The 21,477-nt window shown below is 66.7% G+C and carries 20 protein-coding genes and 1 other RNA gene; 3 read left to right on the forward strand and 18 right to left on the reverse strand.

Annotation, left to right across the window (positions count from 1 at the left end):
• Nucleotides 1–103: 103 nt before the first annotated feature.
• The 7 genes from bamB to ndk form a co-directional block, all read right to left on the reverse strand.
• Complete coding sequence (gene bamB / locus OEJ37_RS15110) at nucleotides 104–1,249, reverse strand: outer membrane protein assembly factor BamB (RefSeq protein ID WP_152857460.1); 1,146 nt, start codon at nucleotides 1,247–1,249, stop codon at nucleotides 104–106.
• A gap of 41 nt (nucleotides 1,250–1,290) precedes the next feature.
• Nucleotides 1,291–1,920 carry a tetratricopeptide repeat protein gene (locus OEJ37_RS15115; protein ID WP_152857461.1) on the reverse strand — a complete coding sequence of 210 codons (630 nt, stop codon included), beginning with the start codon at nucleotides 1,918–1,920 and terminating at the stop codon, nucleotides 1,291–1,293.
• 55 nt (nucleotides 1,921–1,975) lie between these two features.
• Entirely contained in the window at nucleotides 1,976–3,316 is a 1,341-nt protein-coding gene (gene hisS / locus OEJ37_RS15120) for a histidine--tRNA ligase (RefSeq protein ID WP_174419034.1), read from the reverse strand.
• Nucleotides 3,317–3,330: 14 nt separating this feature from the next.
• Nucleotides 3,331–4,638 (reverse strand): flavodoxin-dependent (E)-4-hydroxy-3-methylbut-2-enyl-diphosphate synthase, encoded by a 1,308-nt coding sequence (ispG, locus tag OEJ37_RS15125; protein WP_263344710.1) that lies wholly within the window; start codon nucleotides 4,636–4,638, stop codon nucleotides 3,331–3,333.
• A 112-nt stretch (nucleotides 4,639–4,750) separates the two neighbouring features.
• Nucleotides 4,751–5,779, reverse strand: a complete 1,029-nt coding sequence (locus OEJ37_RS15130; protein WP_263344711.1) for a helix-turn-helix domain-containing protein — start codon at nucleotides 5,777–5,779, stop codon at nucleotides 4,751–4,753.
• A gap of 164 nt (nucleotides 5,780–5,943) precedes the next feature.
• Nucleotides 5,944–7,083 carry a 23S rRNA (adenine(2503)-C(2))-methyltransferase RlmN gene (rlmN, locus tag OEJ37_RS15135; RefSeq protein ID WP_174419031.1) on the reverse strand — a complete coding sequence of 380 codons (1,140 nt, stop codon included), beginning with the start codon at nucleotides 7,081–7,083 and terminating at the stop codon, nucleotides 5,944–5,946.
• 55 nt (nucleotides 7,084–7,138) lie between these two features.
• Entirely contained in the window at nucleotides 7,139–7,564 is a 426-nt protein-coding gene (gene ndk / locus OEJ37_RS15140) for a nucleoside-diphosphate kinase (protein ID WP_011352265.1), read from the reverse strand.
• 249 nt (nucleotides 7,565–7,813) lie between these two features.
• Between ndk and OEJ37_RS15145 the strand changes: the two genes are divergently transcribed.
• Nucleotides 7,814–8,512: a Bax inhibitor-1/YccA family protein gene (locus OEJ37_RS15145; protein ID WP_034181280.1), complete on the forward strand. Its 699-nt coding sequence runs from the start codon at nucleotides 7,814–7,816 to the stop codon at nucleotides 8,510–8,512.
• A gap of 63 nt (nucleotides 8,513–8,575) precedes the next feature.
• Here OEJ37_RS15145 and rlmD read toward each other — a convergent pair whose 3' ends face one another.
• Nucleotides 8,576–9,973: a 23S rRNA (uracil(1939)-C(5))-methyltransferase RlmD gene (gene rlmD, locus OEJ37_RS15150; protein WP_263344713.1), complete on the reverse strand. Its 1,398-nt coding sequence runs from the start codon at nucleotides 9,971–9,973 to the stop codon at nucleotides 8,576–8,578.
• Between the two features lie 220 nt (nucleotides 9,974–10,193).
• Between rlmD and OEJ37_RS15155 the strand changes: the two genes are divergently transcribed.
• A complete protein-coding gene (locus OEJ37_RS15155) occupies nucleotides 10,194–11,048 on the forward strand; it encodes an endonuclease/exonuclease/phosphatase family protein (RefSeq protein ID WP_263344714.1) in 855 nt (284 codons plus the stop codon).
• A gap of 14 nt (nucleotides 11,049–11,062) precedes the next feature.
• Here OEJ37_RS15155 and OEJ37_RS15160 read toward each other — a convergent pair whose 3' ends face one another.
• From OEJ37_RS15160 to ffs, 10 genes are all read right to left on the reverse strand, one after another.
• Nucleotides 11,063–11,839, reverse strand: coding sequence for a 3'-5' exonuclease (locus OEJ37_RS15160; protein ID WP_174419028.1), 777 nt, complete (start codon nucleotides 11,837–11,839; stop codon nucleotides 11,063–11,065).
• 3 nt (nucleotides 11,840–11,842) lie between these two features.
• On the reverse strand, nucleotides 11,843–12,931 hold the full coding sequence (gene rpoS / locus OEJ37_RS15165) for an RNA polymerase sigma factor RpoS (protein ID WP_034181276.1): 1,089 nt from the start codon (nucleotides 12,929–12,931) through the stop codon (nucleotides 11,843–11,845).
• Nucleotides 12,932–12,942: 11 nt separating this feature from the next.
• Entirely contained in the window at nucleotides 12,943–13,845 is a 903-nt protein-coding gene (locus tag OEJ37_RS15170; RefSeq protein ID WP_175920174.1) for a peptidoglycan DD-metalloendopeptidase family protein, read from the reverse strand.
• A 5-nt stretch (nucleotides 13,846–13,850) separates the two neighbouring features.
• Complete coding sequence (locus OEJ37_RS15175; protein ID WP_263344715.1) at nucleotides 13,851–14,783, reverse strand: protein-L-isoaspartate(D-aspartate) O-methyltransferase; 933 nt, start codon at nucleotides 14,781–14,783, stop codon at nucleotides 13,851–13,853.
• On the reverse strand, nucleotides 14,780–15,541 hold the full coding sequence (surE, locus tag OEJ37_RS15180; RefSeq protein WP_175920176.1) for a 5'/3'-nucleotidase SurE: 762 nt from the start codon (nucleotides 15,539–15,541) through the stop codon (nucleotides 14,780–14,782). Before surE ends, OEJ37_RS15175 begins: the two co-directional genes overlap by 4 nt.
• 223 nt (nucleotides 15,542–15,764) lie before the next feature.
• Entirely contained in the window at nucleotides 15,765–16,970 is a 1,206-nt protein-coding gene (locus OEJ37_RS15185; protein WP_263344716.1) for a CaiB/BaiF CoA transferase family protein, read from the reverse strand.
• Nucleotides 16,971–17,018: 48 nt separating this feature from the next.
• A complete protein-coding gene (recR, locus tag OEJ37_RS15190) occupies nucleotides 17,019–17,615 on the reverse strand; it encodes a recombination mediator RecR (protein WP_034181272.1) in 597 nt (198 codons plus the stop codon).
• A 31-nt stretch (nucleotides 17,616–17,646) separates the two neighbouring features.
• Entirely contained in the window at nucleotides 17,647–17,973 is a 327-nt protein-coding gene (locus tag OEJ37_RS15195) for a YbaB/EbfC family nucleoid-associated protein (protein ID WP_006482124.1), read from the reverse strand.
• 98 nt (nucleotides 17,974–18,071) lie between these two features.
• Nucleotides 18,072–20,432 carry a DNA polymerase III subunit gamma/tau gene (locus tag OEJ37_RS15200; protein WP_263344717.1) on the reverse strand — a complete coding sequence of 787 codons (2,361 nt, stop codon included), beginning with the start codon at nucleotides 20,430–20,432 and terminating at the stop codon, nucleotides 18,072–18,074.
• 127 nt (nucleotides 20,433–20,559) lie between these two features.
• An RNA gene (gene ffs / locus OEJ37_RS15205) (signal recognition particle sRNA small type) lies at nucleotides 20,560–20,658 on the reverse strand.
• 390 nt (nucleotides 20,659–21,048) lie between these two features.
• Here ffs and trxA point away from each other — a divergent pair.
• Nucleotides 21,049–21,375 carry a thioredoxin TrxA gene (gene trxA / locus OEJ37_RS15210; protein ID WP_006402348.1) on the forward strand — a complete coding sequence of 109 codons (327 nt, stop codon included), beginning with the start codon at nucleotides 21,049–21,051 and terminating at the stop codon, nucleotides 21,373–21,375.
• Nucleotides 21,376–21,477: the final 102 nt, after the last annotated feature.

The following is a 21,477-nucleotide window of genomic DNA, read 5'->3' on the forward strand; positions in this document are numbered from 1 at the left end:
TTTCAAATACCGAGCGGCCGGGAACACCGGCCGCCTTCATGTCGCGCGGCCCAGGCGCGCGGGACGAGCCCGCCGCACCTCGGCTGCGCATGTTTCCTGCGCGTCAGCGCGGACGGAACCCGTACAGGCCGCCGTCCTTCGTCTGCACCACGAGCGTATTGCCCGCGAGGACCGGTGCTGCCGTAATCGCGCTGCCATCCGTCTTCATCCGCGCGATGAAGCTGCCATCTTCGCGCGACAGGAAGTGCACGAAGCCCTGGTAGTCGCCCATCACGACCGCACGCCCGAGCAGGTACGGCACGCCGACGTCGCGGCTCTTCAGCTTGTCGTTGCGCCAGAGCTGGTTGCCCGAGGCCGCGTCGTACGCCGTCACGACCGACCAGTCGTCGCCGCCGGCGACCACCGAATCGTCCTGCGCGAGGCCGCTGCGGCTCGAGAACGCCTTTTCCCACAGCGGGCGGCCCGAGTTCGCATCGAAGCAGCCGAGCTGCCCCTGGAACGTCACCGCGCAGGCTTCCGCGCCCACGAGCGTCGGCGGACCGCTGACGTCGTTGATGCGCTCGACCTCGGTCACGCCCTTCGGGAACGACACCGGAGTCTGCCAGAACGGCTCGCCCGTCTGCAGGTTGATCGCGACGAGACCCCCGCCCGGGAAGCCCGCCAGCACCGCCGCGTCACCCGCGAACGTCATGCCGGCCGACACGCGCAGGTTCAGCGGCACCGCGCGGTTGCGGTAGTTCCACTTCTGCTCGCCCGTCTGCGCGTTGAATGCGATCACCTGGCCGTCGATCGTGCGGACGACCACGAGGCCGTTGCCGACGAGCGGCGGCGAGAAGATCTCGCCCTGCACGCTGGTCTTCCACAGTTGCTTGCCGTCCGGGCCCAGCACGAACACGCCGCCCTTCAGCGCGCCGACGGCGGTCAGGTTGCCGTCGCTGCCGACACCGGCCGACAGGTCCGAACCGACCTTCGAGCGCCAGATCGACTGGCCCGTCTTCGCGTCGATCTTCTCGACCGAACCGTTTTCACCCGCCGCATAGACGGCGTCGCCCACGGCCACCGGCGAGAACAGATAGCGCCCGCCCTTGCCGACGCTTGCCTTCCAGACCTGTTGCACGTCCATCACGGGCTTGAACTCGGTGAGCGGCGTCGGCACGCGGCGCGCATCCTTCGACGACGAGCAGGCCGCCAATGCCAGGACAGCCGCCGCGCAGGCAACGGGCACAGCGTAACGTTTCAGCAAATTCATCGGTTAGCGAAGCAGAGTTAAGAGGTTGAGGGGACCGGGGTTCAGCCGCCGAGCGCGTCCAGCTTGAACTGCACGAGCTGTCGCGCAGACTGATCGTCCTTCGACAGGCCGTCGAGCGCGAGCTTGTATGCGGCGCGCGCATCGTCGGTCTTGCCTTGCGCGGCAAGCAGGTCGCCGCGGCGATCGGCCACGAGGCCCTTGAATGCATCGAGCGGCGTGCCCGACAGCAGCGCGAGGCCCGCGTCGTACGCCTTCTCGTCGAGCAGCAGCGACGCGAGACGCAGCTTCGCGATCTGCTTGTACTCGTCATCCTTGGCGTGATCGACAGCCCATTGCAGTTGCGTCTTCGCACCTGCGGAGTCGCCGGCCGCGTACAGCACCTTCGCGGCCGCGAGCGCCGTCATCTGCGCATACGGCGTGCTGCCGAACTTGTCTTCCATGTCGGCGGCCGCGCGAGCCATCGTCGCCTTGTCGTTCGCGGCGGCGGCCTTCTGGACTTGCTCGTACAGCCCGGACGCCTCGGCAGCCTGACGGCGCTGCCAGTAGTTCCAGCCGTTGAAACCGGCCGCGACGACGAGCGCCGCGAGCACGATCCACGTGGTGAGGTTGCCCCAGCGGGCCCACCACGCCTTGACACTTTCAATCGATTCTTGTTCGTCGTGATAACTCATCGGCGAGCGATTCCTTCCTGTTCAGGCCTTTCTTGTCGAGCGGATGCCAGCGCGATCAGTCGTCGCCGTCTTCGGCGGATGCAACCATCGCATTGATTAGGAATTCGGTCAAGCTTTCGACCGGTACGGTCTGCTGAACGTTCTTTTCCCCATCGTCGCCCGCCCCGCGCAGTGCTTTCACGCCCACCGTGCCGTTCGCGACCTCTTCTTCGCCGAAGATCACCGCGAATGCCGCGCCGCTTGCATCGGCCCGCTTCATCTGCGACTTGAAGCTCGCCGGCGCGCCGTCGGCGCTGCAGTGGAAGATCACGTCGAGGCCCGTGTCGCGCAGGCGCTCGGCCGCGATGAACGCCTGCTCGCGGGCGGTCTCGCCCTGGTGCACGACGTACACGTCGACGCCTTCCTGCTCGGGCGCCAGATCCTCATCCTTCAGCAGTTCGAGGATGCGCTCGATACCCATCGCCCAGCCGCACGCGGCGGTCGGCTTGCCGCCGAGCTGCTCGATCAGCGGATCGTAGCGGCCGCCGGCCGCGACCGTGCCCTGCGCGCCGAGCTTGTCGGTCACCCACTCGAACACGGTCAGGTTGTAGTAGTCGAGGCCGCGCACGAGACGCGGGTTGATCTTGAACGGAATGTTGTTCGCGAGCAGCAGGCGCTGCAGCCCTTCGAAGTGCGCGCGCGATTCGTCGCCGAGGAAGTCGATCAGCTTCGGCGCGTTCTGCGCGACCTCCTGCAGCGCGGGATTCTTCGTGTCGAGCACGCGCAGCGGGTTCGTATACAGGCGACGCTTTGCGTCCTCGTCGAGCACGTCGACAAACTGCTCGAGGTACTTGATCAGTTCGACGCGATGCGCGGCGCGCTCTTCGGCGAGGCCGAGCGAGTTGATCTCGAGCTTGATGCCGGTCAGGCCGAGGTCGTCCCACAGGCGCTGGCACATCATGATGATCTCGGCATCCGCATCGGGACCCGCGAAGCCGAGCGCCTCGACGCCGACCTGGTGGAACTGGCGGTAGCGGCCGCGCTGCGGACGCTCGTGACGGAACATCGGGCCGATGTACCACAGGCGCTTCGGGCCGTCGTACAGCATGTTGTGCTCGATCGACGCGCGCACGACGGCCGCGGTGTTTTCCGGGCGCATCGTCAGGTTCTCGCCGTTCAGCGCGTCGGTGAAGCTATACATTTCCTTCTCGACGATGTCCGTGACTTCGCCGATGCCGCGCGTGAAGAGCTGCGTGTGTTCGACGATCGGCGTGCGGATGTTCTGGTAGCCGTAAGCGCGCAGCAGCGATTTCACGGTGGCTTCGAAGAATTCCCACAGGCCGGCATCCTGCGGGAGGATGTCGTTCATGCCCTTGACGCCGGTAAGCTTTTCTATCTTGCGTTTCTGTTCAGTCATCGTGTGTGGACGAATTAATTCACGGTCGCGTCGGCGCGGCCATAGTTGCGTGCGACGTAGTCGCTGACGATCTGCTGGAATTCCTCGGCGATCCGCTCGCCGCGCAGCGTCTTGACCTTCTCGCCGTCGATGAAGACGGGCGCGGCCGGGTTCTCGCCCGAACCCGGCAGGCTGATGCCGATGTTCGCGTGCTTCGATTCGCCCGGGCCGTTGACGATGCAGCCCATCACCGCGACGTTCATCTTCTCGACGCCCGGATACTCCTTGCGCCAGGCCGGCATCTGCTCGCGCAGGTAGGTCTGGATCTGCATCGCGAGTTCCTGGAACAGCGTGCTCGTCGTACGGCCGCAGCCCGGGCACGCGATCACCATCGGCGCGAACGAGCGCAGGCCCATCGTCTGCAGGATTTCCTGGCCGACGATCACCTCGCCCGTGCGCGATGCGCCCGGTTCCGGCGTCAGCGAGATACGGATCGTGTCGCCGATCCCTTCCTGCAGCAGCACGCCGAGCGCGGCCGTCGATGCGACGATGCCCTTCGAGCCCATGCCGGCCTCGGTCAGCCCGAGGTGCAGCGCGAAGCCGCAGCGGCGGCCGAGTTCGCGGTACACGGCAATCAGGTCCTGCACGCCGCTGACCTTGCACGACAGCACGATGCGGTCGCGGGCCAGACCCAGTTCGACCGCACGCTCGGCCGAGCCGATTGCCGACTGGATCAGCGCCTCGTACATCACGCTTTGCGCATCCCACGGCTGCGAACGCGCGCCGTTCTCGTCCATCATGCGGGCGAGCAGGTCCTGGTCGAGACTGCCCCAGTTCACGCCGATCCGCACCGGCTTGTCGTACTTGGCAGCGGCCTCGATCATCTGCGCGAACTGCGTATCGCGCTTCGCGCCCTGACCGACGTTGCCGGGGTTGATCCGGTACTTCGACAGCGACTCCGCGCAGCCCGGGTAATCGCGCAGCAGCAGGTGGCCGTTGTAGTGGAAATCGCCGACGAGCGGCACGGTCACGCCCATCCGGTCGAGCTGCTCGCGGATCGCCGGCACGGCGGCCGCGGCCTCGGGCGTGTTGACCGTGATGCGCACCAGTTCGGAGCCCGCGTTCGCGAGTTCCTTGATCTGGATCGCCGTGCCGATCGCGTCGGCCGTGTCGGTATTCGTCATCGACTGCACGCGCACCGGCGCGGTGCCGCCGATCGTCACGAGCTGCCCGCCCCAGCGGACATCCACCGCATGCGACACGCGACGGGGCTGATGCCCGCCGAACACCGGCTCGGTTGAACAAATCTGACTGCTGCGTGGGGATTGGGCTTCGGATTGCATCGATAGATCCATTTACGCGGAATGCGCCGCAACGCAGCGCATGAATTGAAAAAGCGCCGTGCCCTCACGGCCTGCCGGTATCGACGACAGACCTTCGCCACGGCGCTTGACGTCAGGGCAACGTGAACCGCGCCACATTGCCCCGCGCTGCCGAATATTTTGCCGGATCGACAGGTTTTCCGTCGAACGCGACCGCGTCGAGGCCTGCCTTGTTGCCGATCGTGACCTTGAACGGCCCGTCGCCAGCGACCTGCTTCGTCTCGCCGGCCCGCACCAGCGCCGAGAACAGCTCCTTGCCGTTCTTGTCACGCACGCTGAACCAGCAATCCTGCTTGACCTTCAGTTCGACCATCGACTGGCCAGCCGCGACCACGACGCTCGCCGGCTCGGCCGGCGCGGCGGCGCTCGCGGCCGTCGTTGCCACGACCGGCTGCGATGCAGCCGCCGTCGCGACCGGGGCCGCAGGCGCCGCGGGCGCCGGTACGGCAGACGCAATCGCCTGCGTCGCTGCAGCGGACGTCGCCGCCGGGGCCGGAACCTCATTGGCGGCTACGGCCGACGCGCCGCTCGCGGCTGCCTCTTCAACGGAAGACGATGATGCCGCCGGTGCGCTCGCAGCCGACGCATGCTCCGCGTCGCCGCCCTTGAAGCGCGCGAGCAGGCTCGACGAATCGCCGCCAGTGTGCCACATCAATACGGCAACCACCGCGACGACGACGATCGCCGTTCCCCACAGCCACGGGTGGTTGCGCGACGAACCGCCCAGCGGAATCGACACGCGGCCGCGCGGCAGATCCGTCCCCGACGATGCGGGCATCGACAGGTCGACTTCCGGCACTCCGCGCTCGCGGCGCAGCGCCTGCGCGAACGGTTCCGGGTCGACGCCGAGCATCTTCGCGTAGCTGCGCACGACGCCGAGCGCGAACGTCACGCCAGGCAAATGACTGATGTCGCCGGCCTCGAGCGCTCGAAGCTTCTGCGGTGCGACCTTGAGCCGCGCCGATACGTCGTCGACCGTCCAGCCCTTCGTCTCCCGAAGCTGCGCCAGCCGGCTGCCGACCGCCGCCAGCGATTCAAGTCCCGCCGGTGCCGGTTTTGCGGCATTCGTCTCTGCGCCGTTAGTCGGCTGCGGCTCACTCATCCTTGTCCTCGCGTCGATTCTTCTTCACTGGCGGCCGCCGCCGGCTCCCGCCGGCCTGCACCCGCAACTGTTCATACCATGCGCGGCGCCGTGGCGCCGCGACCGATCGCTATTCGCGTGTTGTACCGCCAAGAGGTTCGGGCATCCTTGGCTAGGCACCCCCGTCAAACTGCCCGAACTTCGATGATTTTTGCTGCTGCGCCCGTTCGTTCCGCGAGGCGCGTGCGGTCCTTCACCGCGCCGGCCAGCTGGCCGCATGCGGCATCGATATCGTCGCCGCGCGTCTTGCGCACGGTCGTGACGACACCCGCGTCGATGAGGACCTGTGCAAAGCGCTTGATCTGCTCCGGCTTCGAGCGGATGAGGCCCGATTCCGGAAACGGATTGAACGGGATCAGATTGAACTTGCACGGCACGTCGCGCGTGACGGCCAGCAGTTCGCGCGCATGCGCTTCGGTGTCGTTGACGCCGTCCAGCATGCAGTATTCGAAAGTAATGAAGTCGCGCGGCGCGACTTTCAGATAGCGCTGGCACGCAGCCATCAGCTCGCGAAGCGGATACTTCTTGTTGAGCGGCACCAGTTCGTCGCGCAGCGCATCGTTCGGCGCGTGCAGCGAAACGGCCAGCGCGACCGGCAATTCGGCGCCGAGGCGGTCCATCATCGGCACCACGCCGGACGTCGACAGCGTGACGCGGCGGCGCGACAGGCCGTACGCGTTGTCGTCGAGCATCAACCGCATCGCGGGCACGACCGCGCTGTAATTCAGGAGCGGCTCGCCCATGCCCATCATCACCACGTTGGTGACGACCCGCTCGGCCTTGCCGTTCGGGCCGGGCGCGCGGCCCAGCGACGCTCGCAGCGCAAATTCGGCCATCCGTAGCTGGCCGATGATTTCGGCTGTCGACAGGTTGCGGGAAAAGCCCTGCTTGCCCGTCGAACAGAAGCGGCAGTTGACCGCACACCCGGCCTGCGACGACACGCACAGCGTGCCGCGCGTCTCTTCCGGGATGAACACGGTTTCCACCGCATTGCCGTTTCCGACGTCGATCAGCCACTTGCGCGTACCGTCGGTGGAAACGTGATCGCTGGCGATATCCGGCATCACGATCGACGCTCGATCCTTGAGTTTCTCCCTCAGGGACTTCGCGAGATCGGTCATGCCGTCGAAATCGCCGGCGTTGTACTGATGGATCCAGCGCTGCAACTGCTTGGCGCGGAACGGCTTCTCGCCGAGGCTGCCGCAGTACGCGACAAGACCCTCGGCATCGAAGTCGAGAAGATTGACGGAAGTTTCGCTCGTCATGATGTGCTGCCTTGCCGCGTGCGCTGAATCCTGCCTACCTGCTGCCAGCCAGAGCTTAACGCGAGTAAACGTTCATTTCCGGGAAGAAGAACGCGACTTCGACCGCAGCCGTTTCTGCTGCGTCCGAGCCGTGCACGGCGTTCGCGTCGATGCTGTCGGCGAAGTCGGCGCGGATCGTGCCCTTTTCCGCCTTCTTCGGATCCGTCGCGCCCATCAGGTCGCGGTTCTTCAGGATCGCGCCTTCACCTTCCAGAACCTGGATCATCACCGGGCCCGAGATCATGAAATCGACGAGATCCTTGAAGAACGGACGCGCTGCGTGAACCGCGTAGAACTTCTCTGCGTCAGCACGCGACAGGTGCGCCATGCGCGATGCGACGATCTTCAGGCCGGCGCCTTCGAAACGGCTGTAGATCTGGCCGATCACGTTCTTTGCCACCGCATCCGGCTTGATGATCGACAGGGTGCGCTCGATTGCCATAAAAACTCCAAGAAATTAAGAAGTTACAGGTTCAAATGAATCCGCTATTGTAGCACGATCCCGTGTATCATTGCGATTGAACCCTTACACGCGTGAAAGGTTCCGAATTCATATGTTTTGCGCCACGCATCCATTGAAACCTCGCGGCGCGGAACGTATCTTAGCCATAGCTGTTCCGGTTTGCTGCGCCGCACACCGCGCGCGCCGAACCGGCCCCGGACGCCCACGCGTTCCATGTTAGGAGAAACCATGAACGACTATCCGTACAATTTCGGTCGCGGCGGTTCCGTCAGCACCGCCGAGGTTCGCAACCGCGTGCTGCGGAACACGTACTGGCTGCTCGCGCTATCGATGGTGCCGACCGTGCTGGGCGCCTGGGTCGGCGTCACGACGGGCTTCTCGCTGTTCGCGGCCACGAGCCCGATGATGAGCCTGCTTGCGTTCTTCGCGATCGCGTTCGGCTTCATGTTCGCGATCGAGCGGACGAAAAACAGCGCGGCCGGCGTGTTCGTGCTGCTCGGCTTTACGTTCTTCATGGGCCTGATGCTGTCGCGGCTGCTGAGCTTCATCCTCGGCTTCTCGAACGGCCCGTCGCTGATCATGCTCGCGTTCGGCGGCACCGGCATCATCTTCGCCGCGATGGCGACGATCGCCACCGTCAGCAAGCGCGATTTCTCGGGGCTCGGCAAGTGGCTGTTCATGGGCGTGATCGTGATCCTGCTCGCGTCGGTCGCGAACATTTTCCTGCAACTGCCGGCACTGATGCTGACCGTGTCGGTGCTCGCGATCGCGATCTTCTCCGCGTACATGCTGTTCGACGTCCAGCGCGTCGTGAACGGCGGCGAGACGAACTACATCTCGGCGACGCTCGCGATCTACCTCGACCTGTACAACGTGTTCACGAACCTGCTCGCGCTGCTCGGCATCTTCGGCGGCAACCGCAACTGACGTTCGCCACGCACCATGAAAAAACCGGCCCGAGGGCCGGTTTTTTTACGTCTGCCGCCCGGCTCAATCACGCTCGAACAGCGCAATCGATTCGACGTGCGACGTATTCGGGAACATGTTCACGACACCGGCGCCCTTCAGCCGGTAGCCGGCCTCGTGCACAAGCAGGCCCGCGTCGCGCGCAAGCGTCGACGGATTGCACGACACGTAGACGATCCGCTTCGGCAGCGGGCCTTCGCCGCTTTGCGCGATCTCGGCCAGCGCCTTCGACACCGCGAGCGCGCCTTCGCGCGGCGGATCGATCAGGAACTTGTCGAATGCACCGAGCGCACGGAGGTCGTCGCCCGTCACTTCGAACAGGTTCCGGCACGCGAACGTCGTATGGCCGTCGACACCGTTCTCGCGTGCGTTCGCAAGCGCGCGCGTCGTCAGCGTGTCGCTGCCCTCGATGCCCATCACTTCGCGCGACAGCCGCGCAAGCGGCAGCGTGAAGTTGCCGATCCCGCAGAACAGGTCGAGCACGCGGTCGTCGCGCGACGGCGCGAGCAGGCGCAGCGCGCGCCCCACCAGCACGCGGTTGATCTGATGGTTGACCTGCGTGAAGTCGGTCGGCTTGAACGGCATGCGGATACCGAACTCCGGCAGCGTGTAATCGAGCGACACGTCGAGCGGATAGAACGGCGTCACCGTGTCGGGGCCCTTCGGTTGCAGCCAGAACTGCACCTTGTGTTCGTCCGCGAACGCGCGCAGCAACGCTTCGTCGTCCGAGTTGATCGGCTCCAGCACACGCAGCACGAGCGCGGTGACCTCCGAGCCGACCGCGAGCTCGATCTGCGGCATCCGATCGCGGATCGACAGCCCCTCGACGAGCCGGCGCAGCGGCACCAGCATCGCCGACACGTGCGGCGGCAGCACTTCGCAGCTCGTCATGTCGGCAACGTAACTGCTCTTCTTCTCGTGGAACCCGACCAGCACGCCACCCTTCTTCGCCACGTTTCGCACGGTCAGGCGCGCACGATAGCGATAGCCCCACGACGGGCCGTGGATCGGCGCGAACATCGTTTCCGCCCGCAGCTTCGCCAGGTGCCACAGGTTGTCTTCGAGCACGCGCTGCTTGACCGCCACCTGCGCGCGCATGTCGAGATGCTGCATCGAGCAGCCGCCGCAGGTGCCGAAGAACTTGCATTTCGGCTGCGTGCGCATCACGCTCGGGCGCAGAATGTCGACTACCGTCGCCTGCTCGTAGCTCGGCTTGCGGCGGTAGCTCGAATAGGTCACACGCTCGCCGGGCAGCGCGCCCTCGACGAAGATGACCTTGCCCGGCTCGCCGTCCTCGGTCATCGTGCGGCCGACACCGCGCGCTTCCATGTCGAGCGATTCGATCTCGAGAACCGGGGCGATCCCGGGCGCGACGGGCGCATTTTTCGATTTGCGCGTAGAAGTGGGGACGGCTTCAGACACCAGCTTTTCCTGACAAACGTTGAAGAAGGCGAGATTGTAGACGACGAAGGCCCGCATCGACCGCTTTGCATCGGGCAAGCGCCGACACTTAAGCATAGACGCCCCTGCATTGCGCCGGGACGGCCAGGCGAATAGCTCCCAGGAACGCCCGCAGCCGGCGGGATGCAAACCAGCCAGGAGAGGCCGGGAACCCGAAAGCCACCCGGCAGGAGGTTCGACCATGCGACTGATCGACTGGAACATCCAATGGGGTCGGGACGCCGACGGCGTTGTCGACCTTTCACGCACCGTCGCAGCGATTCGCCGACTCGGCGATTTCGACGTGCTGTGCCTGCAGGAGGTCACGCGCGGCTTCGACGCACTGCCTGGCCGGCCGGGCCTCGACCAGTTCGCCGAACTCGCGTCGCTGCTGCCCGGTTATACGATCGTCGAAGCCATCGGCGCGGACCTGCCGGCCATTGAACCGGGCGCCCCGCGCCGCCAGTTCGGCAATGCGATCGCGACCCGGCTGCCGGTCGGGCGCGTGTTGCGCCAGTTGCTGCCGTGGCCGGCCGACGCCGACGCGCCGTCGATGCCGCGCATCGCGCTCGACGCTGAGTTGCAGACGCCTTTCGGCCCGCTGCGCGTGGTCACCACGCACCTCGAATACTATTCGGCGCGCCAGCGGCTTGCGCAGGTCGATGCGCTGCGCGACCGGCATCGCGAGGCCTGCGCACACGCGGAACGGCCCGCGCCCGCCGAAACTGCCGAGGGGCCGTTCAGCGCGACCGGCCAGCCGCGCGACGCGATCGTCTGCGGTGATTTCAACAGCGCGTTCGGCAGCGATGCGTACCGGCGCTTCCTGGAGCCGATCGCCGACGCCCCGCACTTCGTCGACGCATGGAGGGCGCGGCATCCCGGCAGCACGCCGCCGCCGACGGCCGGCGTCTACGATACGGCGCAATGGTCGGAGGGGCCGCTCGCGTGCGACTTCGTGTTCGTGACCGATACACTGCTGCCGCGCGTCATGCGCTGCGAGATCGACGGCGACGTGCGCGCGTCGGATCACCAGCCGGTGCTGCTCGAACTCGCCTGATCGCGATGCCCGCGCTACGCAGCGAAGCCCGCCAGGTATTCGGCCCAGTGCGACGCGGGCTCCTGCGCGAGCGCGTTCTTCACGAGCAGGATCTCGTCCGTATACTCGCTCTGCGTCAGGCCGCCGCGCATCAGCTGGAACCGGCAGTACAGCAGGTACGTATTGACGACGTCGGTCTCGCAATAATTGCGAATTTCCTCGATCCGCCCGTCCTGGAACGCCGGCCAAACCTGGCTGCCGTCCATCCCGAGCTTGCCCGGAAAGCCGCACATCTTCGCGAGCGCGTCGAGCGGCGCGTTCGCGCGCGCCTGATACATCGCGAGCACATCCATCAGGTCGGTATGCCGCGAGTGATAACGCGAGATGTAGTTGTTCCACTTGAATTCGCGGTCGTCCTCGCCGAGATCCCAATAGCGGGTCGCGGGGATGCCGTGCACGAGCGCGCGGTAATGGAGCACCGGCAGATCGAAGCCGCCGCCGTTCCACGACACGAGCTGCGGCGTGTATTTCTCGATCACGCGGTAAAACGACTGGATCAGCGTCGCTTCGTTGTCCTGCGGCGTGCCGAGCGAGCGGACGCGAAAACCGTTGTTGTCGCGGAACACGCACGAGATCGCCGCAATACGCTGCAGGTGATGCGGCAGGAAATCGCCGCCGGTCTTCTCGCGCCGTGCGGCGAACGCATGTTCGGCCACCGCGGCGTCGTCGAGCGTCGCGGGCAGGTCTTCCAGACGGCGAATGCCGTCGACATCGGGAATCGTCTCGATGTCAAAAACAAGAATCGGAGTCATCGGTTACAGAACGGCGTCCTTGCGCACGCCGTTGGAGGCAAAAAACCGCTTGAGGCGCACCAGCGCTTCCTGCTGGATCTGCCGCACGCGCTCGCGCGTGAGCCCCATCTCGTCGGCGAGCTCCTCGAGCGTCGCCGGTTCGATGTGATTCAGGCCGAAGCGGCGCTCGATCACGTGCCGATGCTTGTCGGACAGCCGCGACAGCCACGCGCGCGTCAGCGTCTCGAGCTCGCGGTGCTGCACCTCGGCGTCGGGCGACTGGCTCTGGTCGTCGGGCAGCAGGTCGAGCAAGCTGCTCGCGGGATCGAGGTCGAGCGGCGCGTCGAGCGACGCCGTGTGCTCGTTGAGCGCGAGGATGTCGGTGACTTCCTCGGCGGTCTTGCCGGTGAGATAGGCGATGTCGTCGATGCTGGCTTCGCGGCGCTCGGCCGCCTCGCCCGTCGACATCGAATTCTTTTCGAGGTGGCGCTTCGCGCGCAGCACCTGGTTCAGTTCGCGGATCACGTGCACGGGCAGGCGCACCGTGCGGGCCTGGTTCATGATCGCTCGCTCGATGCTCTGCCGGATCCACCAGGTCGCATAGGTCGAGAAGCGGAAACCGCGTGTCGGGTCGAATTTCTCGATCGCGTGCATCAGGCCGAGGTTGCCCTCCTCGATCAGGTCGAGCAGCGGCACGCCGCGGTTCAGATACCCCTTGGCGATGCTGACGACGAGACGCAGGTTCCGCTCGATCATCACCTGCCGCGCCTCGAATTCGCCGGCCTTCGCGAGACGGGAATAACGCTGCTCTTCCTCGACGGTCAGCAGCGGCTTCACGCTGATGCGGTTCAGGTAATGCTGGATCGTATCGGCCGTGAGCTCGGCCTGCAGCAGCGTGCGGAAATCGTCGACGTCGGGCGCGGCTTCCGCGCGGCCTTCGCGCTCGTCGTCGCCACCGTCCGCCTCGGCGTCGCGTGCCTCGAGATCTCGTTCGTTTTCCGCGACGTCGTCGTCATCGTCCGTCGAAGCGCCAGCTCGCCCCGCCGATGCTTGCGTGGCACGACTGATCTTCTCAGACTCGGCTTGCGGCTCGTGGCGCTTCGATTTCGGCATGGTCGTCTCGGTTATTGAGGCGGCAAATACTTCAGCGGATCGACAGGCTTACCCTGCCGGCGAACCTCGAAATGCAGCATCACGCGGTCGGCATCGCTGTTACCCATCTCGGCGATCTTCTGCCCCTTCGTTACCGCGTCCCCCTCTTTTACCATCAAAGCGCGATTGTGTGCATACGCCGTGAGGTAAGTTGCATCGTGTTTGATGATAATGAGGTTGCCGTAGCCACGCAGGCCGTTGCCCGAGTAGACGACGCGGCCGTCGGCCGCCGCCTTCACGGCCTCGCCGGCCGTGCCGCCGATGTTGACACCCTTGTTCTTCGCGTCGTCGAACCCATTCAGCACGGGGCCGCGCGCGGGCCACGCGAACGTCACGGGGCCGCTCGGGGCCGCCGCCGTGTCGCTCGATCCGGTGGCCGCGGCCGGCGGCGCTGCGAGCGTGGACGACGTGCCGGCAGCCGGCGTCGCGGGGCCGCTGCTGAGCGGCGCGGTCGCGACGGTGGCGCCCGCGATCGGTGCGGCCGCCAGTGCGCCCGCAGCCGGTACGCCCGCAGCCGCAGCGCCGCCCGGCGGCGCAACGCGCAGCAACTGGTCGACCTCGATCTGGTTCGGGTTCGTCAGGTTGTTCCACGACGCGATGTCGCGATAGTTCTGCCCGTTCTCGAGCGCGATCCGGTACAGCGTGTCGCCAGGCTTCACACGGTAGAAGCCAGGCGGCGGCGGCCCGAGCGGCACCGCGGGCTGCGCAGTGGCGGTCGTGCCGAGCGACCCGGAGCGGTCGACGACAGGCGCGTTGTCGAGCCGCGTCGCACAGGCGGCCAGCAGCGTGGAGAACGCAGCCACACAGATCGCGCGCTGGGCGAACGTGAGCGGTTCCCTGGATCGGTTGTTTTGCATCGCGCGCAACATACTCATCGGTTTCAAATCACTCCGGATTTTAAAGGGACAAAGAAAACGCGATCAAGCCGGGACTCTCGCCATTGCGCGTGCGCGACGCGCTCGACGAGCGTGAGCACCTGGTGCTGCCCGCTCTGCGCGCCGACCGGTGCGACGAGCCGCCCGCCGATCGCGAGCTGCTCGAGCAGCGCCTGCGGCACGTCGAGCCCCGCCGCCGCGATCACGATCGCGTCGAACGGGGCCGCGGACGGCAGGCCGACACGCCCGTCGCCGTAGTGCAGCCGGATGTTCGGCACGCGCAACGGCCGCAGGTTCAGCTTCGCGCGCTCGTAGAGCGGCTTGATGCGTTCAATCGAATACACGTCGCGTGCCACGTGGCTCAGCACGGCGGCCTGGTAGCCGCAGCCCGTGCCGATCTCGAGGACGCGCTCGAGCGTGCGGCCGGCCATCGCGAGCTCGATCATGCGCGCGACGACCGACGGCTTTGAAATTGTTTGCTGGTGGCCGATCGGCAACGCCGAATCCTCATAGGCCTGCGTCGCAAGCCCAGGATCCACGAACATGTGGCGCGGCACCGCGGCCATCGCTTCCAGCACGCGCGCGTCGGTCACGCCGTTCGCGCGCAGCCGTTCGACCATCCGCTCGCGCACACGTTCCGACGTGAGCGCGAACGCGCCGGCCGGCGCGACGCTCGGCGCGGCCGGCTTCGGCAGCGCAGGCTTCAGCGCGGTCGACTTCGGAGTGGTCGCAGGCTTCGCGGCGGCGGAACCGGACAGCGGCGCCCGCCCGGCAGCCGGCTTCACCGCAACCGGTTTCAGCACGGCAGCAGGCTTGTCGACGGCCTTCGGCGCCGCGGCCGCCGCATGGCGTTCACCGGCCCGACCTTCCGACTTGCGTGGCGCTCGCTTGAGATCTTCGAGCGCGAGCGGGAACCGCTTCGCGCGCTCGCCGCTCATGAAGCCCGCCCTCCGGCGCGCGCCCATTCGCGCGTCGCGGGCAGCATCTGCGTATGCGTGAGGTCGAGCTGCAGCGGCGTGATCGACACGAAACCGTTTGCGACGGCGTGGAAATCGGTGCCGTCGCTCGCGTCCAGCGCCGCGCCCGCCGCACCGATCCAGTACACCGGCTCGCCGCGCGGGTCGGTCTGGCGAATCACCGGCTGCGACGGATGACGCTTGCCGAGGCGCGTGACCTTCCAGCCCTTCAGTTCGTCGTAAGGCAGGTTCGGAATGTTGACGTTCAGCAGCGGCTGGCCCGGCAGCGGATGCGCGAGATAGTGCTCGACGATTTCCGCGGCGACGCGCGCGGCGTCCGCCAGATAGGCCCAGCCCTTGTCGGCCAGCGAGAACGCGATGGCCGGGACGCCGAACATGATGCCTTCGGTGGCGGCCGCAACTGTCCCCGAATAGAGCGTGTCTTCGCCCATGTTCTGGCCGTTGTTGATCCCCGACACGACGATGTCCGGCTTCGCGTCGGCCATCCCCGTCAACGCGACGTGCACCGAATCGGTCGGCGTGCCGTTCACGTAGAAGAAACCCGTACCCGTCGCGCGCTGCACCGACAGCGGCCGCCACAACGTGAGTGAATTCGATGCGCCGCTGCAGTTCTGCTCGGGCGCGATCACAGTGAGTTCGGCCAGCGGCCGCAGCGCTTCGCTGAGCGCGGCGAGACCGGGGGCGAGATAGCCGTCGTCGTTGCTGAGTAGGATTCGCATCCGGCGATTGTAACCGAGGAAAGATGGCGCGAGAGCGACAGTCCGGCGGCCGCGGATGGCCGGGTGCGCGCAGGCGCGCACGGTGCGTCGCCGCATTGAGCGGCGGCGTTCCGCGCTCTCAAGAAAACACCGGGCCGCACCAGGTTTTCCGCCCCGATGGACGTCCCCTTGGGGGATGCCCCCTCAGGGAAGGCCTGGCGCAAAGCGACAGGCCCGACAGCGCTCAAATCGCGCCCGCGTCGCGCAGCGCGGCAATCGCCTGCGCGTCGTAGCCGAGGCCGCGCAGCACCTCGTCCGTATGCTCGCCGAGCTCGGGCCCGAGCCAGCGCGTTCCGCCCGGCGTGTCCGACAGCTTCGGCGTGATGTTCGGCAGCGGAATGTCGGTGCCGTCGGCGAGCTTGAAGCGCTGGATCATCTGCCGCGCGACGAACTGCGGATCGGTGAACATGTCGGCGGCGCTGTAGATGCGCCCGGCCGGCACGTCGGCCGCGTTGAGCACGACGAGCGCATCGTCGATCGTGCGCGGCGCGAGCCACTCGGCAATCGCGTCGTCGATTTCCTGCGTGCGCGGCACGCGCCCGTCGTTGCGCGCAAGCGCGGGATCGTCGGCGAGGTCGTCGCGCTCGATCGCCTTCATCAGCCGCTTGAAGATCGGGTCGCTGTTGCCGCCGATCACGATGCTGCCGTCGCGGCACGCATACGTATTCGATGGGACGATGCCCGGCAGCGACGCGCCGGTGCGCTCGCGCACCATCCCGTACACGCCGTATTCGGGCACCACGCTTTCCATCATGTTGAATACGGCTTCGTACAGCGCAACGTCGACCACCTGCCCCGCACCGCCGTTGACCTTGCGGTGATGGAGCGCCATCAGCGCGCCGATCACGCCGTGCAGCGCGGCGATCGAATCGCCGATCGAGATGCCGATGCGCGGCGGCGGCAGGTCGGGATAGCCGGTGATGTGGCGCAGCCCGCCCATCGATTCCGCGATCGCGCCGAAGCCGGGCCGGTCGCGGTACGGGCCCGTCTGCCCGTAGCCGGACAGGCGCACCATCACGAGGCCCGGGTTGTCGGCCGACAGCACGTCGTAACCGAGCCCGAGCTTTTCGAGCAGGCCCGGACGGAAGTTCTCGATCACGATGTCGGCCTCGCTCGCGAGCTGCCGCGCGATCGCCTTGCCGGCATCGGATTTCAGGTTGAGCGTGACCGACTTCTTGTTGCGCGCCTGAACGGACCACCACAGCGACGTGCCGCCCTGCTCCGGATGGAGCTTGCGCCACTTGCGCAGCGGGTCGCCGCCGTTCGGATCCTCGATCTTGATCACTTCCGCGCCGAATTCGGCGAACAGCCGCGACGCGAACGGCCCCGCGATCAGCGTTCCGAATTCGAGCACTTTGACGCCCGCGAGCGGGCCCTGGCTGGTGCTCATGTGTCTCCCTGGCATGAGGAACGGCGCCGCCCGCAGGCGACGCCCGGCTTACATCGTGCGGCGGTCGAGCATCGCGCGGGCGATGGTGCCCGCGTCGACGTATTCGAGCTCGCCGCCCACCGGCACGCCGCGCGCGAGGCGCGTGACCGCGAGGCCGCGCGCCTTCAGCGTCTGGCCGAGGTAGTGCGCGGTGGCTTCGCCCTCGTTCGTGAAGTTGGTCGCAAGCACGACTTCCTTGACGATTCCGTCGGACGCGCGCCGCACGAGGCGGTCGAAATGGATTTCCTTCGGACCGATCCCGTCGAGCGGGCTCAGTCGCCCCATCAGCACGAAATACAGCCCGCGGTAAGTCATCGTCTGCTCGAGCATGATCTGGTCGGCAGGCGTCTCGACGACGCACAGCAGCGTCGGATCACGCTCTTCGTCGCTGCAGACCTCGCAGATCTGCGCTTCGGTGAACGTGTTGCATTTCTCGCAGTGCTGCAGGTGCTCGGTCGCGAACAGCAGCGACCGGCCGAGCCGCTCCGCGCCCTCGCGGTCGTGCTGCATCAGGTGGACCGCCATGCGCTGCGCGGATTTCGGCCCGACGCCGGGCAGCACGCGCAGTGCTTCGACGAGAGCGGACAGGGCGGACGGCTGTTTCATACGGCGGCAAACAGTGGCAAGGACACCGCGCTCAGAACGGCAGCTTGAAGCCCGGGGGCAGCGGCAGGCCCGACGTCATGCCGCTCATCTTTTCCTGCGACGTCGCTTCGGCCTTGCGCACGGCGTCGTTGAACGCGGCCGCGACGAGATCCTCGAGCATGTCCTTGTCGTCCGCGAGCAGGCTCGGGTCGATCGACACGCGACGCACTTCGTTGCGGCACGTCATCGTCACCTTGACGAGGCCCGCCCCCGACTGCCCTTCGACTTCGATCAGCGCAAGCTGCTCCTGCATCTTCTTCATGTTTTCCTGCATTTGCTGCGCTTGCTTCATCAGTCCGGCGAGGTTGCCTTTCAACATGGGAATACTCCTTCTTTCTTGATCGTGTGAAAACCGGCACGCGGAGCGTGCCGGCCAATGTGTGCGGGCGTGATTGTGCCTGTCGCGGTGCGGTCAGTTCAATGCAGCGTCGGCGGCGGGCCGTCCGGCGCCGAATCGGCGAGCGGACGCACCGAACCCTCGACGATGCGCGCTCCGAAGTCGCGCACGAGCTGCTGGACGAACGGGTCGCCGTGAATCTCCTGCTCGGCCTCGCGCTGGCGTGCCGCGCGCGCGGCCGCATCGAGCGCTGCCGCCGTGCGCCGTGCGGGCCCGACCTCGACCACCACCTCGACCGGCTTGCCGAGCGCATCGGCCAGCGCGGCCTTCAGCTTCGCGACCTGCGCGGCGTCCGCGTACTGCGGCACCGGCACGGAAAGTTTCAATGTCGTCGCATCGACGGCCGTCAGTTCGCTGTTGAACGCGAGCTGGTATGCGACACCCTTGAGCGGCAGCCGCGCGGCCAGCGCCGGCCATTCGCCGTCGAAGCCGACCGGATCGAGCGCGATCGCGGGCGGCAACGGTCGCGTGTCGACCGGCGCGGCCGGACGGGCTTCCGCCAGCTTCGGCGACACGCACACATCGTCGGGGCCGCTGTCGAACACGGGGACGAAACCATCGTCGGGCCCGCCGAACATCTCATCGGCGCTGAGCGGCACGTAGTCGTCCGGCGGGATGTCCTCCCACGGCGGCGAAGCCTGGCGCGAATCGGCTGCTTGCGGCGCACGGGCGGCAGCGCGCGGCGTCGGCACCTGCACGGCGGGACGCGGCGCGGCCGGTTTCTCAGCGGCCGGCTCGACCGCCGGTTTCGCGGCGGCGCCTGCCCGTGCACGGTCGGACGACACGCGCATCCCCGCGTTGCGCAGCACGTCGAGCGCAGCGGCGGCACCGCCTGCACGCGATGCCGGACGCGCGGCGGGTTCAGGCGGCGCAGCGCGCGGCACCGGTTCGGCCGGCGCAGCAGCCGGTTCGTCGTTTCGCTGCGTAACGGCAGCAGTGGCAGCAGCGGCAGGCGGCTCGGGTTCCTTGCGGACCGGTGGCGACGTATCGCCGGCCGGCGCCGCATTCGCTTCCGGCTGCGGCGCCTCGATAACTTGCGCATCAACCGGAGCCGGCGCGGATGCCTCGGCAGCAGCCGGCTTCATGGCCGGCCGGCCCGCTTCGTCGCCGGCCCGTGCCGGCGCTGAACGCGCGACCGGCGCAACGGGAGCAGCCGGTGCGGCGGCCTGCGGACGCACTGCGTTGGCGGGGGCAGCCGATACCGGCTTCGCCGCAGCAACCGATGCCGCGGCAGCGCGCGGGCCCGGCACGGCACCCGGCACGGACGGCTGGCCACCCGGCGCACTGCCGGCGGCAACGGCCGGCTCGAATGCGAGCATCCGCAGCAGCGTCATCGTGAAACCGGCGTACTCGTCCGGCGCAAGGCCGAGCTCCGCGCGGCCGACCGTCGCGATCTGATAGAACAACTGCACCTGTTCAGGGCTCAGCGTCTCCGCGAAACGGCGCAGGTCGGACGCTTCCGGCCATTCGTCGAGCACCGAGCCCGGCGCGAACTGCGCCCATGCGATCCGGTGCAGCAGGCTCGCGAGATCCTGCAGCGCGGTCGAGAACGACAGGCTGCGCAGCGACATCTCGTCGGCAATCTCGAGGATTTCCGGGCCGCCGCCGGCCGCGAGCGCGTCGAGCAGGCGCACCATGTAAGTCTGGTCGAGCGCGCCGAGCATGCCCGACACGGCCGACTCGGTCACCTCGTTCGCCGAATAGGCGATCGCCTGGTCGGTGAGGGACAGCGCGTCGCGCATGCTGCCCTGCGCGGCACGCGCGAGCAGGCGCAGCGCCTGCGGCTCGAACGTAATCTGCTCTTCGCCGAGGATCCGTTCGAGATGCGACACGATGTGCCCGGCCGGCATCTGCTTCAGGTTGAACTGCAGGCAGCGCGACAGCACGGTGACGGGGATTTTCTGCGGATCGGTCGTCGCGAGGATGAACTTGACGTGCGGCGGCGGCTCTTCGAGCGTCTTCAGCATCGCGTTGAACGCGTGGTTCGTCAGCATGTGCACTTCGTCGATCATGTAGACCTTGAAGCGCGCATCGACGGGCGCGTACACCGCGCGCTCGAGCAGCGCAGCCATCTCGTCGACGCCGCGATTGCTCGCGGCATCCATCTCGACGTAATCGACGAAACGCCCCTCGTCGATCTCGCGACAGGCACGGCACACGCCGCACGGCTGCGACGTGACGCCGGTTTCACAGTTGAGTGCCTTCGCGAAGATCCGCGACAGCGTCGTCTTGCCGACACCGCGGGTTCCGGTAAACAGATAGGCGTGATGGAGACGCCCGCCGTCGAGCGCGTGCGTAAGCGCCCTGACGACGTGCTCCTGGCCGACGAGCGAAGCGAAATCCTTCGGACGCCACTTGCGTGCGAGAACTTGATAGGTCATCGGGAAATTGTATCAGCAACGCTGCGTCGCGCCGACACGCGAAACGGTGCGGAAGACGAGCAAAGTGCAAGTAAAACGGAGTGTGACGCGGAAATAAAAAACGCCCTGCGAACGGGGCGAGAAGGAAGGTGACGAGCCCGACCCTCGGCACTGGCGGAAAACGATTGTGGCTGCTTCGTTCCCGACCTGACCAGGTTCACCGCCCCACCATGCGAGGAGGCCCGTCACGGCATATTCTATCACCGCTTCCGGATGAATGCGACCGTTTGTTCGCACCAATGCGAACAACCCTGCCAGCCGGCGCGTGTCCAGCGCCCCGAATCGCTACATATATGCCGCCCCCTTGTAATTTGCGAGCCGGCCTCCACCTGCAGGGCACAACGGTCGAACGTCACGTCGTACCCCTACTCGCGTAGCGGCTACTATCGCCGCCCGCAGCAGATAGCAATTTAGGCTAATATGACGCCCGAACGACCCGCGAGCCGCGGCATGCAGCGCTTACGCCCCTCCTTTCCGGAGAGCGGAGTGACCTGCCGCAGCGGCCGGCAGCCTACGGCGGCCGGTACGCCGCAACGCGCAAGCAGGCAGTCCCCGAACCGTAAGAGGTATTGACCCAATGAGCGAACAGATCAAACACATCAGCGACGCATCGTTCGAACAGGACGTCGTCAAGTCCGACAAGCCCGTGCTCGTCGATTTCTGGGCCGAATGGTGCGGCCCGTGCAAAATGATCGCCCCGATCCTCGACGAAGTCGCGAAGGACTACGGCGACAAGTTGCAGATCGCGAAGATCAACGTCGACGACAACCAGGCAACGCCCGCGAAATTCGGCGTGCGCGGCATCCCGACGCTGATCCTGTTCAAGAACGGCGCGGCCGCCGCGCAGAAGGTCGGCGCGCTGTCGAAGTCGCAGCTCACCGCATTCCTGGACAGCCACCTGTAATACCGGCAGTTCCGCGGACGTGTTGTCAACCGGCAACACGTCCGTCGTCAAGCCGCCGATCGGCCGCTCAAGCGCGAATCGGCCTATGCTAGAATTAAAAAA

Source organism: Burkholderia sp. BKH01 (assembly GCF_025685725.1).
Lineage (GTDB): Bacteria > Pseudomonadota > Gammaproteobacteria > Burkholderiales > Burkholderiaceae > Burkholderia > Burkholderia pyrrocinia_C.